Genomic DNA, 12,801 nt, shown 5'->3' with positions numbered 1-12,801 from the left:
TCAGTATGTCTCTCCCAAACACCGCAAAAATCACCGTCGCCGTGCTGCTCGCCGCCGTGCTGGCCGGCAGCGCCTATTCCTATAGTTATGGCGAAGGCCACGGCGCGCGCCAGAGTACCGACGACGCCTACGTCACCGCCGACTTCACCCTGGTCGCGCCGAAAGTGGCCGGCAACGTGCTCGAGGTCCTGGTCGAAGACCACCAGGCCGTGAAGAAGGGCCAGCTGCTGGCCCGGATCGACGACCGCGACTACGTGGTCGCCGTCGACATGGCAAAGGCCGACCTGGCCCAGGCCGAGGCCGACCTGGCGCGCCTGCGCGCCACCGCGCTGCAACAGGGCAGCGCCATCGAGCGTGCTGGCGCTGCCGTCGCGGCCGACCAGGCGACCTTGACATTCGCCCGCGCCAACGAAGCGCGCTACCGCGATTTGTCGTCCGACGGTTCGGCGACGCTGCAAGACCGCCAGCAGGCCGAATCCCAGGCCCAGGCCGCGGCGGCCCAGCACAAAGCGAACAGCGCGGCGCTGCTTGGCGCGCGCCAGCAGGTGGCGATCCTGCGCGCCCAGGTGGAGCAGGGCGAAGCGCAAGTCGCGCGCAGCAAGGCAGCCCTGGAGGCGGCCGAACTGCACCTGTCGTACACGAAGGTCAATGCCCCGATCGACGGCGTGGTCGGCCAGCGCAGCGTGCGCGTGGGCGCCTATGCCCAGGTCGGCGCGGCCATGCTGGCCATCGTGCCGCTGCAGTCGGCCTATGTGGAAGCGAACTTCCGCGAGACCCAGCTGGCGCGCATGCGCGTCGGCCAGCGCGTCGACATCGCGGTGGACATGCTGCCTGGGACCACGCTGCACGGCCACGTGGCCAGCCTGGCGCCGGCCAGCAGTGTTTCCTTTTCTCCGATTGCACCGGATAATGCGACCGGCAATTTCACGAAAGTGGTGCAGCGCCTGCCGGTGAAGATCGTCATCGATCCGGGCCAGGAAGCCGCGCGCCTGCTGAAGGTGGGCATGTCGGTGACCCCGACCGTGGCGCTGGAAGGCTGACGCTACCTCATACAAGACCGAGACCATGAACCCATCCGACGCCATCAAGGAAACGCCCACGCCCAGCCGGCCGGCCCGCCTGACGCGCGAGCAGAGCCGCGCCCAGACCCGGGAGCGCCTGCTGGCCTCGGCCGCCGTCGTGTTCTCGCGCGAAGGCTACGCCGGCGCCTCGGTCGACCGCATCGCCGAGGAAGCCGGCTACTCGAAGGGCGCGCTGTATTCGAACTTCTCCTCGAAAGACGAACTGTTCTTCGAGCTGTTCGACTACTACGCCGGCGGCCAGGCCGATGAACTTTGCCGCCGCCTCGATGCGGTGGAGGGCGCCGAGGAAGCCATCGCCACCGTCTGCGCCTGGGCCAACGGCTTGCAGCACGAACCCGACCTGCGCATGCTGGTGCTCGACCTGACGCGCCTGGTGCGCAACCACACGGTCCTGTTCGAGCGCCACACGCGCTTGTTCGACGAGCAGTGGAAGGCCGTCGGCTCGCGGCTGGCGAAGATCTTCCCGGATGGCCGCTCGCCGGTCGCACCGCTGGTGCTGGGCGCGCTGGTGATGGAACTCACCTACGGCAATGCCATGCAGCTGCATGCCGAATTGCGTGCCGGCGACTTGATCGGCCTGGCCTTGCGCGCGCTGCGCGACGCCCACCGCGCCTGAATCCTGACCGGACCCCTCATGCTCCTGAAAACCGCTTTACTGTTCGTCGCCACCGCCCTTGCCGAAATCGTCGGCTGCTTCCTGCCCTACCTGTGGCTGCGCAAGGGCGGTTCCATCCTGCTACTGGTGCCGGCTGCGGCCAGCCTGGCGTTGTTCGTCTGGCTGCTGACCCTGCATCCGGCGGCGAGCGGGCGGGTGTACGCGGCCTACGGCGGCGTGTATGTGGCCACCGCCCTGGTCTGGCTGCGCTTCGTCGACGGCGTCAAGCTCTCGACCCTGGACTGGGCAGGTGCGGCGATTGCCTTGTGCGGCATGGCGATCATCGTCTCGGGCTGGTCGCGCCAATGAATTGTCACTGAGTCGTCAATGATGATTTAAAGTAACGTATCTTTCTGTGCACACATAAGTTGTATGCACGATTCGGAACTGATATGGTCGTGCCTCACTTATTTTTAGCTTCATGCACTGTCCTATGCGTACGAAAATCGCCCTCGCTGCCGCCTCGCTCATCCTTGCCGGCACCGCCCACGCCAGCCTCCTGATCAATGGCGGCGCCGAAACCGGCACCCTGGAAGGGTGGACTGTCGGCGGCGTCTCGAAGCCGCGCGTCGACGACGGCAGCTTCGACAAAGGCATCGATCCGCACAGCGGCGACTACATGTTCCTGGGCGGGCGCGGCAAGTTCGGCTCGCTGACCCAGAACGTGCTGCTGGGCGGGCTGGATGCCAACCGCCGCGCGCAGGTGTCGTTCTGGCAGCAGGGCCTGGACCAGGGCACGCCGAGCGACAATGGCTATGTGTCGCTGACCTGGCTCGGCATCGACGGCAGCGTGCTCGGTACGGTGGCAAGCAGCACGCTCGACTCGCACGACGGCGCCTGGCAGCAGTACCAGGGTTGGTTCGACGTGCCGGCCTCGGCCTTCTCGGTCGACTACACGATGAACTTTGTGCGCAACTTCGGCTACGACCTGGATAACTTCTTCGACGACAACGTGCTGGACATCTTCAAGGTGCCGGAACCGGGCACGCTGGCCCTGAGCCTGCTCGGCGTGGCCGCCATCGCCTCGGTGCGCCGCCGCCGCAGCCGCTGACCCATCGCCCCCGGCAGCGTGCCGGGCAAACCTTCCGAACGGCGGCCTGGTGCCGCCGTTTTTGCATTGGTGCGCAGAAAAACACGAACGGCTCTTCTATTGATAGTGAATTCTCATTATAATTAATGCCAGGCCGCTCGCGGCATCAAGAAAAACCCATCGTCACCGGATAAGGAACCGCCCCATGCACGTCCTCGCCTGCCAACGCACGCCGCTCACGCTCGCCATCCTGCTGGCCTTCAGCGCCTCCGCGCATGCCCAAAACGCATCGTCACGGCTGGACAAGGATCCCGACAGCATCCCGACTGTCGTGATCTCGGCCAGCGCCCTCGGCCTGCTGAGCGACGACATGGTCACCCCGGTCACCTCGCTCGGCGGCGGCGAGCTGGTGCGCGCCCGCGAATCGACGCTGGGCGAGACCCTGGCCGGCCAGCCCGGCATCACCTCCAGCCACTTCGGCGCCGGCGCCAGCCGTCCGATAATCCGGGGCATGGATGGCCCGCGCGTGAAAATCCTGTCCGACGGCGCCGAGATCCAGGATGCCTCGACCATCAGCCCGGACCATGCCGTCGCCTTCGAGCCGGTGCTGGCCGAGCGCATCGAAGTGCTGCGCGGCCCGTCGGCGCTGGCCTACGGCGGCGGGGCTGTGGGCGGCGTCGTGAATATCCTCGACCGCAAGATCCCGACCGCGATGCCGGAAAAACCGCTCGAAGGTTCGGTCGAACTGCGCGCCAACTCGGTGGCGCAGGAAAAGACCACCGCCTTCGAATTCACCGGCGGCGCGGGCAATCTCGCCATCCACGCCGAGGGCGTGCTGCGCGATGCCGACGCCTACAAGGTCGGCAGCGGCTGGGAAGGCGGCGGCCGCGTACCTGGCAGCTACAAGGAAAGCGAGACGGGCAGTGTCGGTTTGTCATGGATCGGCGAGCGCGGCTTCATCGGCGCGGCCTACACCAAGGAACGCAGCGAATACGGCATCCCGGGCCACAACCACGAATTCGGTTCCTGCCACCCGCACGGCGACCACCTGCATTGCGGCGGCCACGAGGAAGAGGGGGGGGAGGGCGAGGAAGGCCACGAGGACCACGATCACGAGCACGAGCACGAACATGGCGCCGAAGACGTCCCGGTCGTGAAGCTCGACAGCGACCGCTGGGACATCCGCGGCGAATACCGCGAGCCGCTGGCCGGCTTCAGCAAGCTGCGCGTGCGCGCCTCGATCACCGACTACCAGCACGACGAGCTGGAAGACGGCATCGTCGCCACCAGCTTCAAGAACAAGGCCCACGACGGCCGCCTCGAACTCGAACACAAGCCGCTGGGTGGCTGGCGCGGCGTGCTCGGCCTGCAGACCGGCAAGCGCGACTTCGCCGCCTCGGGCGAGGAAGCCTACGTGCCGTCGACGGTCACGAAGAAGCACGCGGTGTTCCTGCTTGAAGAATACAAGCTGGGCGACTGGCGCTTCGAAGCGGCGGCGCGCCACGAGTGGCAGGACATCGACGTGGATTCCGAGACCCGGCGCGACACCAGCGCCCGCGGCACCTCGGTCGCTGCCGGTGCGGTCTGGAAGTTCAGCCCCGAATACTCGCTGCGCGCCTCGGTGTCGCGCAGCCACCGCCTGCCGACCGCCGAGGAGCTGTACGCCGACGGCGCCCACCTGGCCACCAGCACCTGGGAGATCGGCAACGAGAACCTGACCAAGGAGACCTCGAACAACGTCGATCTCACGCTGCGCAAGTACGCCGGCGCGACCACTTTCTCGCTGAGCGCCTTCCACAACCGCGTGAACAACTACATCTACGCGAATACGCTGGATGCCCACGAAGGTTTCCAGCTGATCGAGTACGCCCAGCGCGACGCCACCTTTACCGGCCTGGAAGGCGAAGTGCGGCGCAAGCTGACCTCCAGCCTGAACGCCAGCCTGTTCGGCGACATGGTGCGCGCCCGCTTCGAGGACGGCGCCAACCGCAACCTGCCGCGGATCGCGCCTTACCGTGTCGGCGCCAAGCTCGACGCCAACTGGCAGCGCTGGCACGGCCTGGTCGAATTCGTGCACGTCGGCAGCCAGGACGACGTGGCCCAGTTCGAGACGCCGACCGGCGGCTACAACATGCTGAATTTGGGCACCCACTACACCACCCGCATCGGCGGCGTGCCGGCCCAGTTCTACGCCCGCATCAACAACGCGACGAACGAGCTGGCCTTCAGCCACACCTCGTTCATCAAGAACGCGGCGCCGCTGGCCGGCCGCAACCTGACGGCGGGGCTGCGCCTGGTCTTTTAATGCGTAGCAGAGGGGCGGGCCGAAGGCTCGCTTCGCCCGGCGCGTCCTGTCGCGGACGCGCCGGGCATCATTGTTTGGAAAGCGTATGAAGAATCTGATCAAGCTGGGCGACTATGCGGGCATCGCCGCGTCGGCCCTGTGCCTGCTCCACTGTGTGGCGGGGCCGCTGCTGGTGCTGGCGTTTCCGGTGCTGGGGCTGGGGGGCGAGCATCACGCCTTCCACGACCTGCTGCTGGCGGCGGTGACGGTGCCGGTGCTGCTGGCTTTATTGCCGGGGTATCTGGCGCACCGCGATCCCTTCGTGCTGCCGGTGGGCTTGCTGGGATTGGCCTGCTTCCTGGCGGCGGTGTTCTTTGTCGGGCCGCGTTATGGGCAGGGGGCGGAGACGGTGCTGGCGATCGTCAGCAGTGTGTTGCTGGTGTCGGCGCATTTGCGCAATCATCGGGGGTGCAAGCGCTGCATCGAAGGGAAGGGTCGGGCTGTGCACTGATCGTTGAACGCGTGGGCACGTAATCGAGGCCACTGGCCTCGATTACCCCACCCTACGCGATCAGCGTTAACATAGAACGCAAGCGTTAACGTGTCACATGTAGGGTGGGCGCCCCGTGCCCACGCGGTCCAATGCACGCATCACCGGCAAGCGCTGCACAAGCCATACAAGGTCAACTCGTGCGACTCCAGTACGAACCCTTCCGGCGTCAGCTTCTTCATGTCCCCCGGACAGGCATGCACCTCGTACACCTTGTCGCAGGCGCGGCAGTGGAAATGGTGGTGGTGTTCGTGCCCCGCGATCTCGTAGCGGTCGCCGCCGCCCGGCAGCGACACGGCCGCGATGTCGCCCGATTCCAGCATCGCCTTGATGTTGCGGTAGATGGTGGCCATGCCGATGCCCGGCACGGCGCCTTGCGCGTGTTCCAGGAGTTCCTGCGGTGACAGCGGACGGCCGGCAGCGGCCATGACGTCCTGGATGGCTTTGCGCTGTCGTGTATTTCTTTCCATATTCAATCCTTCAAGGGCCGGGCGGCACGGGCAATCCGCTATTATCGCGCGATTTCGGCCGCATTGCTCCTGATCCTTGCTCCTGTCCTCGCTCTCGCGATCAACGGCTTTCCGCGTCCGCCGCCGGCAGCGGCGCCCAGCCCATGTCCTTGAAGAACTCCTGGGCCAAACGCTGGTAGCCGCCGACGGTGAAGTGGATCAGGTCCTTGGCCATCAGCGCCGGCGACTGGCGCGCCCAGTCGTAGGCCTTGCCCTGGCCGCCCATCGCGTCCTGCATGCTCCAGGCGCTGCAGCCGGCGCTTTGCGCCACCTCGGCCTGCACGCGGCCGATCTCGGCGTGGATGCGCGAATACTGCAGCAGGTCGATCTGCGCCGCTTTCTTCTTGCTGGTCTTCGTCCTGGTCTTCGTCTTGCGGATGTTCGCCGAACGCGGCACCAGCACGCCGCGGTCCCCCGGCGCCACCAGCACGCAGGCCGCCGACGGGAACAGCGCCTTCATGTTGGCCACCGACTCGACCAGGGTCTTGCGGTAGGCCGCCAGGTCGAAGGGCTTGACGTTGCCCTCGTTGGTGCCGAACTCCAGGATCACCAGCTGGTACTGGTCCTTCGCGAACCAGCTGGCCAGGTAGTCCTGCTTCGTCGCCTTCCAGCCGGCCACCGTGGCGCCGGGATAGCCGAAGACGTCCATGCCGAAGGGCGCCGGCTGCTGCGGCAGCAGTTCCAGCCCATGGAAGCGCAGGCGCCCGTCGAGCAGGCGCAACTTGACCTGGGAGATCGGCAGGTCCGCCGCCAGCTCCAGCGCCGCCGGGCCGGCGGGGCCGGACAGCGACACTTCCTGCTCGGCGCCGCCGTCGACGCTGATGCCGACCACCATCGGCGCGTCGAGTTGCTGGTACAGGATGCGCACGCGCTCGTAGCCGGACGACTGCGCCGTCTTGCGCACATCCCAGGCCAGGGTCGCGCCGGGCTGGTCGGCGAACATGTTCGTCAAGCCGGGGCCGGGCGCGGCCGCGCTGTCGCCGCCCACGTAGTTCGGTTCGTACTTCCACTGCGACGACACGCAGGAGCGCAGGAGCGGCAGGCGCACTCCGGCGCGGCCCATGTTGGCCGGGATGAGGGTGTTCGTCACGCTATCGGGCGCCTTCAGTTGCCTGAGCAGCTCCTCGGTGAAGAAGTTGGCGGCCAGGTGGCTGTCGCCCCAGATGCCGATGCGGTAAGGGCCGGGCCCGGGACGCCTGGCCGGCACCGTTGGCTGGGCCACGGCGGGGCCGTATGCCAAGGCCGCGTCGGCGTTCGGCGACATGCTCCGCACCGTCTCGGCGGTCGGCACCTCCAGCGGATCGGCGTTCGGCGCGGCGGCGCGGCGCACGACCGGCGCCGCCTTTTCGCATTCCAGCGGCGCGGGGTCGGGCCGGGCCTGGACCAGCAGCTGGCGGATGGCGGGCGCGCCAGGCTGGGCCGCAGCGAGGGAGGGCAGCGCAGCGGCCGCGAACAACATCAGGGACAAGGGTCTGCGCATGCGCTCTCCATGGCGCCGCCGGAGCGGCAAAGGGTTCAATCGATCGCGACCTGCCTGCCGGCGGCGACCATGTTCAGGCGGCGCTGCTCGGCGCGCACCTTGTCGATATAGGCGCCGCTGGACGCGCCGCCGCCGAAGTAGAAGCGCAGGGCTTCGTCTTCCGAGCCGCCTTTCAGCTTCATGCAGTCGCGCAGGATCTCGGCGCCGACCTTCAGGCTGACGATGGGATCGATGAAGCTCGACTTGCCGCCGAACTTTTCGTAGCGCTTGGCGTGAATCGCCGGCATCACCTGCATCAGGCCCTGGGCCCCGGCCTCGCTCTGGATATACGGGTGGAAGTTCGATTCGATCGCCATCACCGCGATGATCAGGTTGGGCGACAGTTTATAGGTCTTCGACAGCTTGTCGGCTTCGACGATCAGGATTTCGAGCATCGACGGCGACACCCGGTACTTCGCGCCCAGCCACTGCGCCATCGCGGCCTGGGACTTGCTGGCCTTGACCGGCTTGTGCACGGTCTCGGCGGCGGCAACGGCGGGCGGCTGGGCACTCGCGGCCGGCGCCGCAACGGCCGGGGCAACAGCGGTCGGGGCAACAGCGGCCGGGGCAGCGACGACCGGGGCAGCCGGCCCGGCCGGGGTTGCTGCGCCCGGCGCGGCAGGCGCCGCCACCGCAGGTGCGGCGGCGGCCTGGGCTTCCGCCTGGGCTTCGGCCTGCTCCCGGCCCAGCCATTGGCCGAGACGCTCCGGGTAGATCCAGGCATACACGACGATGGCCACGGCCACGACGCCCAGCACCCGCACCAGGGTTAACACACTACGTAAAGCCTTCATGGGTCTCCTTTTCCGGGCCATCGGCAGGCCTGCACGGGGCAGGCGGATGGCCCTCAATCGACTGGCGGCGCCTCGGCCGGAGCGGGCGAGGCTGGGGCCGCGTGGTTGTCCGCACGGTTGTCCGGCGGGTTCGCCGTGCGCTTCTCCACCTTGTCGCCGGCGTCAAGGGCGGCAGGTGGCTCGGTGGCAGGCGCGGGATGCGTGGCGGGCGCCTCCTTGTGCGGGGGCGCTGCCGGGCTGCGCGTCTCTGCCTCGGGCGCCGCCGGTTTGCTCGCGGCCGGCGCCAATGGATGGACTAATTCCTTGCTTTTAGCCAACATTGTATCCTGTTCGCCCGACGGCATGATAACTGTTCCGCCAGTGGCTTCCTTGATCTGGACAGTCAGCGCCCGGATGCCTTTCATGGTCAGGTGGGTGTTGTCCTTGCCAAAAAAGGCAGGCCGGGCCTCTGACAGGGCGTTCCAGTCGATCACGCGCACGTTCGGGAACGCCGCCGGCATACGCTTGATGATCTCGTTGTTCGGCTTCATCCAGGGCTTCGGCACGTGCACGTTCACCAGCAGCACGTGCTCGCGGTCGGCCAGTTCCGCCAGCAGGGCGCGGTACTGGCTTTCGGTGATGTAGCCGTTGGTGCCGAGGTGCACCAGCACCGTCTGCGCCTTGCCGCCGGCCGCGCGCCACTCCTTGACCACCTTCAGTCCCTGGCTGGCCTGGCGCCCGACGGCGGCGTCGATGCGGATGCCGGGGATGACCTTCTCCAGGTGCGCCTGGGCGCCTTTCAGGACCGAGTCGCCGATCGCGAACAGGTCGCCGCCGCCCGAGATCCTGTCGTTCGAGGCCAGTTCCTCGTCGCTGATGGCGGGCGCGGCGTCCGCCACCGGCAGGTCGGACGGCGCGACGGCGGGCGGCGCCTGCACCGGGTTGTCCTGGCTGGCCGGGCCGGCGGCGACCAGCGGGGCGGGCCGGATGCCGTACAGCGCGGTCGCGACGAACAGGGCCGCCACCGCGCCGCTGTAGCTGACCACCAGGGTCTTCATCCGGCGCAGGTCGAAGCCGCCCGTATTCAGTTTCTTCATCGGCGCTTCGGTGCAGCGGTACAGCGCTTCGGCCAGCAGGCCGACCGCGAGCAAGCCGCCGGCCAGCACCGCCGGGTCCTCGAAGTCGGTCCAGCCGTGCAGGCGCATCCAGGAAAACACCAGCCAGTGCACCAGGTAGAGCGAGTAGGAACGCACGCCCAGCCACTGCATCGGGCGCGTGCGCAGCAGCCAGGCCAGCACGAAGGCGCGGTCGCCCATCACGGTGTAGGCGACGACGCAGGTCAGCACCGGCGCCAGCAGGAAGGCGCCCTGGTAGGTGGCGGGGTCGTCGTTGTTCAGGACCTGCATCATCCAGCCCAGGCCAGCCAGCGCCGCCAGCGAGGCGATGCGCCAGGACCAGCGCGCGAGCGCCTGGCGCGTGGCCGCACGCCAGGGGTTCCAGAAGCCGGCCAGCGCCGCGCCGGCGAACAGGCCCATGGCGTGGGTGTCGGAGCCGAGATACAGGCGGTTGCGGAAGGCGTTGTCGATGTCGGGCTGGTAGAGCCAGGCCATCCAGGCGGTGCTGGCCAGCGCCAGCAGCAGGGCCAGCACGCCGGTCGCCTTTTCGCCGAAGCGCTTCAGGGCACACCAGGCCAGCAGCGGCCAGACGAAATAGAACTGCTCCTCGACCGCCAGCGACCACAGGTGCTTGAGCACGAGCGGGGTGGTGTCGAAGTAGGACTGCTCATGCCAGATCTGCCACCAGTTCGACACATAGGCCAGGGCCGCCGGCACGTCGCTGCGGAACTGGTCGAAGGCGCCCCCGGCGGTGGGCACGGTGGCCGCCGCCAGCACGATCAGACCGACCACCGGCGGCAGCAGGCGCTTCAGGCGCCGGAAATAAAAGGTCGAGAAGCGGAAATCGCCTTTCTCGCGGAATTCATCCATCAGCTTGGCCGTGATGATGAAGCCGGAGATCATGAAGAAGATGTCGACGCCGAAGAAACCGGCGCTGAGCAGGCCGGAGACTTCGCAGTGGAACATGATCACGGACACGACGGCCAGCGCGCGCAGGCCATCGAGCTCGGCAAAACGTGGTTCACCAGGGGTTGTCTTGGAGCGGGACATGAATGCGTTGGATGGTCAGTGTTTGTCGGTCAGCATCGCCTGGCCGAACATGCGGCCGCTCAGCTGGTAACCTTTTGCGGTCAGGTGGGTCAGGTCCTTCTGCATCTGCGGCGGCTGCATGCCGGCCCAGCGCGCGGCGGCGCCCGGCCCACCCATGGCAGCCTGCCAGTCCCAGAATCCGCAGCCTTGTTCCTGGCCAACTTGTTTCTGCGCAGCAGCGATCTGGCTGTGCACGACGGCATATTTCAGCGCCGCTTCGCGCGTGGCGCCGGGCACGCCGCGGTCGGGCGGGCCGATCAGGATGCAGCGCGCCTGCGGATAGACCTTGCGCATCCGGCCCAGGTTGCTGCGCAGGTAGGCCAGGTAGTCGTTGCGGGAAAAACGCGGGCTGGCGCCTTCGTTGGTGCCGTACTGGACCAGCACCAGGCCGTAGTCCCCGGGCGTGGCCGCGACCAGGCGCTCGTCGACATACGACCAGGCGCGCAGCGTGCCGCCCGGGACGCTGAAGGTATCGAGGATCGTGCCCGGCGCCTGCGCATACACCGGCTCGAAGCCGTGCACGGTCAGCTGGCCCGACACCAGGCGCATGCGCAGCGCCGCCATCGGTGCAGACGGCACGATGTGCAGGCGCGTGGCGGCGCTGCGGCTCAGCGACACGAAGCGCTCCTCGCCGCCGTCGACGGCAAGCGCCAGCATCAGCGAGCCGTCGGCCTGCGGCTTCTCGAACACGATGTCCAGCGCTTTCACACGCGCGTCGGGGTGCGGCGCGCGGAAGTCGAGCAGGATGCTGTCGCCCGGGGTGCCCGAGCGCATGCCGAGCAGGCCCTTGCCATACCAGGACGGCTTGCGCATTTCCTTGTGGGCGTAGCCGGTCTGCCAGCCCGGCGTGGCGCAGGCCGATTTCAGCGGCAGGCGCAGGCCCGGCACCTGGATGCCGGCCTGGATGAAGGAGGGCTGGACGCCGGCACGGGCGATGCCGGCCGCGTCGAGGGCGGCGTCGATGAAGTCGCGCGAGGAAGTCAGGCTGTCGCCCCAGAGGGCGATGCGGGTCGGCGCGGCGGGCAGGCGCTCGGGCGGGCCGCCGGCGCGCCATTCGAAGCTGGCGCCGGGGCGCAGCACGGCGCGCAGGCCGGGATCGCGCCAGCCGCAGTCCGGCGCTGCCAGCGCAGGCTGGGCCGCGAGCAGGCCCAGGCCCAGGCCGAGGGCGGCGCAGCGCAGCGTGTGTGTCGAGAATGACGGCATGTGATTCGCAGGACGAAAACGGGTCTCTTGTTACGCCAACAGGCCACGCGCCCGGATGGGGTGCGTGGCCTGCCTGGTTTGCTCAGCAGCGAGCGCTAAGTACTCGACCGGAAATAAATGTGAATTTTGGCAAACAGAACCGGAAGCGGTGCAAGGCGGCGAGTGCGCCGCAGTGCGAGCACTGCAAGCGCGAGCCAACGCAGCAACGCGCCGGTTATGGCAGCCAAAAACACAGTTATTTCTGGGTGAGTACTTAGTGTAATGATGGAATCGATGATCTAGCGCATTATTTTGTTGCCAATTGCAATATTTTTCAGTCGGCGATGGCAACCGGCGCGGCGCTGGCGCTGGTTGGCAGCGGCACCGACTTGATCGTGGTGGCCATCTTCTGCAGGCCGGTCGCGATCTTGCCCATGTCGCCCATCTGGCTCGAGAGCGAGCTCAGCACGTCCTTGACCTGGCCGGCCTTGGCCAGCAGCATCGGGTTGCTGGCGGCCGAGGAGGCCAGGGCCGAACCGCGGCTTGCCAGTTCCTTGTCCTTCAGCAGGCCGAGCACGAAGTTGAACATCGAGTTGCCGACCAGGGCGTTCTTCTTCTTGTCGTTGGCCTTCGCCAGCTCCTTGGCAGCCGCGTCGAAGTCGACCTTGGCCAGCTGGGCCTGGACGTCGGTCACGACCTTCGCCTTGGCCGCTTCCTTCTCTTTCGGGTCGGCGATGGCGTTGGCCGCCGCCAGTGCGGCTTCGGCGGCTTCCATCTCGGTCTTGGTCAGCAGTGCCTGGCCCAGCGAGAGGGCCGACTGGCCGGTCAGCTGGCGCGCTTCGTCGGCGGTCTGCAGGAAGCTCTTGATGTCGGCGTCGACGTTGCCGCTGCTGGCGGCGTTGCTCTTGCCGAGTTTCGGCAGGCCGAAGTCGACGGCGACAGCCTGTGGCGCGATGGCGGCGGCCAGGGTGGCGGCCAGGACGATGTTTTGGATTTTCATTGTGGTTCTGCCT

Annotated in this window: 12 protein-coding genes; 6 read left to right on the top strand and 6 right to left on the bottom strand. The window is 67.6% G+C overall.

Annotated features, from left to right (window positions below; all coding sequences use genetic code 11):
• The first annotated feature begins 5 nt into the window (after nt 1-5).
• The 6 genes from QPK31_RS08230 to QPK31_RS08205 all read left to right on the top strand — a co-directional run bounded on the left by QPK31_RS08230 (nt 6) and on the right by QPK31_RS08205 (nt 5,562).
• Nucleotides 6-1,040 (top strand): HlyD family secretion protein, encoded by a 1,035-nt coding sequence (locus QPK31_RS08230; RefSeq protein ID WP_290422469.1) that lies wholly within the window; start codon nt 6-8, stop codon nt 1,038-1,040.
• A gap of 25 nt (nt 1,041-1,065) precedes the next feature.
• Entirely contained in the window at nt 1,066-1,698 is a 633-nt protein-coding gene (locus QPK31_RS08225) for a TetR/AcrR family transcriptional regulator (RefSeq protein WP_290422468.1), read from the top strand.
• An 18-nt stretch (nt 1,699-1,716) separates the two neighbouring features.
• A complete protein-coding gene (locus QPK31_RS08220) occupies nt 1,717-2,046 on the top strand; it encodes a YnfA family protein (protein ID WP_290422467.1) in 330 nt (109 codons plus the stop codon).
• Nucleotides 2,047-2,170: 124 nt separating this feature from the next.
• Nucleotides 2,171-2,788, top strand: coding sequence for a PEP-CTERM sorting domain-containing protein (locus QPK31_RS08215; RefSeq protein ID WP_290422466.1), 618 nt, complete (start codon nt 2,171-2,173; stop codon nt 2,786-2,788).
• 184 nt (nt 2,789-2,972) lie between these two features.
• A complete protein-coding gene (locus tag QPK31_RS08210; protein WP_290422465.1) occupies nt 2,973-5,072 on the top strand; it encodes a TonB-dependent receptor domain-containing protein in 2,100 nt (699 codons plus the stop codon).
• A gap of 85 nt (nt 5,073-5,157) precedes the next feature.
• Complete coding sequence (locus QPK31_RS08205) at nt 5,158-5,562, top strand: MerC domain-containing protein (RefSeq protein ID WP_290422464.1); 405 nt, start codon at nt 5,158-5,160, stop codon at nt 5,560-5,562.
• 140 nt (nt 5,563-5,702) lie between these two features.
• Here QPK31_RS08205 and QPK31_RS08200 read toward each other — a convergent pair whose 3' ends face one another.
• The 6 genes from QPK31_RS08200 to QPK31_RS08175 form a co-directional block, all read right to left on the bottom strand.
• Complete coding sequence (locus QPK31_RS08200; RefSeq protein WP_290422463.1) at nt 5,703-6,071, bottom strand: Fur family transcriptional regulator; 369 nt, start codon at nt 6,069-6,071, stop codon at nt 5,703-5,705.
• 100 nt (nt 6,072-6,171) lie between these two features.
• Nucleotides 6,172-7,590: a hypothetical protein gene (locus tag QPK31_RS08195; protein WP_290422462.1), complete on the bottom strand. Its 1,419-nt coding sequence runs from the start codon at nt 7,588-7,590 to the stop codon at nt 6,172-6,174.
• A 35-nt stretch (nt 7,591-7,625) separates the two neighbouring features.
• On the bottom strand, nt 7,626-8,423 hold the full coding sequence (locus QPK31_RS08190) for a lytic transglycosylase domain-containing protein (protein WP_290422461.1): 798 nt from the start codon (nt 8,421-8,423) through the stop codon (nt 7,626-7,628).
• Nucleotides 8,424-8,476: 53 nt separating this feature from the next.
• Nucleotides 8,477-10,567: an acyltransferase family protein gene (locus QPK31_RS08185; RefSeq protein WP_290422460.1), complete on the bottom strand. Its 2,091-nt coding sequence runs from the start codon at nt 10,565-10,567 to the stop codon at nt 8,477-8,479.
• Nucleotides 10,568-10,582: 15 nt separating this feature from the next.
• Complete coding sequence (locus tag QPK31_RS08180) at nt 10,583-11,809, bottom strand: GDSL-type esterase/lipase family protein (protein WP_290422459.1); 1,227 nt, start codon at nt 11,807-11,809, stop codon at nt 10,583-10,585.
• A 313-nt stretch (nt 11,810-12,122) separates the two neighbouring features.
• Nucleotides 12,123-12,788, bottom strand: coding sequence for a hypothetical protein (locus QPK31_RS08175; RefSeq protein WP_290422458.1), 666 nt, complete (start codon nt 12,786-12,788; stop codon nt 12,123-12,125).
• Nucleotides 12,789-12,801 lie beyond the last annotated feature (13 nt).

Source organism: Massilia sp. YIM B02769 (genome assembly GCF_030411995.1).
Lineage (GTDB): Bacteria > Pseudomonadota > Gammaproteobacteria > Burkholderiales > Burkholderiaceae_D > Telluria.
The sequence above is the reverse complement of the archived record's forward strand: the minus strand, read 5'-3'. Positions and strand labels throughout refer to the sequence as shown.

Coding starts and splice junctions, on each gene's coding strand:
- QPK31_RS08215 (WP_290422466.1), top strand. CDS start 2,171: ATGCGTACGAAAATCGCCCTCGCTGCCGCCTCGCTCATCCTTGCCGGC.
- QPK31_RS08230 (WP_290422469.1), top strand. CDS start 6: ATGTCTCTCCCAAACACCGCAAAAATCACCGTCGCCGTGCTGCTCGCC.
- QPK31_RS08210 (WP_290422465.1), top strand. CDS start 2,973: ATGCACGTCCTCGCCTGCCAACGCACGCCGCTCACGCTCGCCATCCTG.
- QPK31_RS08225 (WP_290422468.1), top strand. CDS start 1,066: ATGAACCCATCCGACGCCATCAAGGAAACGCCCACGCCCAGCCGGCCG.
- QPK31_RS08190 (WP_290422461.1), bottom strand. CDS start 8,423: ATGAAGGCTTTACGTAGTGTGTTAACCCTGGTGCGGGTGCTGGGCGTC.
- QPK31_RS08175 (WP_290422458.1), bottom strand. CDS start 12,788: ATGAAAATCCAAAACATCGTCCTGGCCGCCACCCTGGCCGCCGCCATC.
- QPK31_RS08220 (WP_290422467.1), top strand. CDS start 1,717: ATGCTCCTGAAAACCGCTTTACTGTTCGTCGCCACCGCCCTTGCCGAA.
- QPK31_RS08195 (WP_290422462.1), bottom strand. CDS start 7,590: ATGCGCAGACCCTTGTCCCTGATGTTGTTCGCGGCCGCTGCGCTGCCC.
- QPK31_RS08200 (WP_290422463.1), bottom strand. CDS start 6,071: ATGGAAAGAAATACACGACAGCGCAAAGCCATCCAGGACGTCATGGCC.
- QPK31_RS08180 (WP_290422459.1), bottom strand. CDS start 11,809: ATGCCGTCATTCTCGACACACACGCTGCGCTGCGCCGCCCTCGGCCTG.
- QPK31_RS08185 (WP_290422460.1), bottom strand. CDS start 10,567: ATGTCCCGCTCCAAGACAACCCCTGGTGAACCACGTTTTGCCGAGCTC.
- QPK31_RS08205 (WP_290422464.1), top strand. CDS start 5,158: ATGAAGAATCTGATCAAGCTGGGCGACTATGCGGGCATCGCCGCGTCG.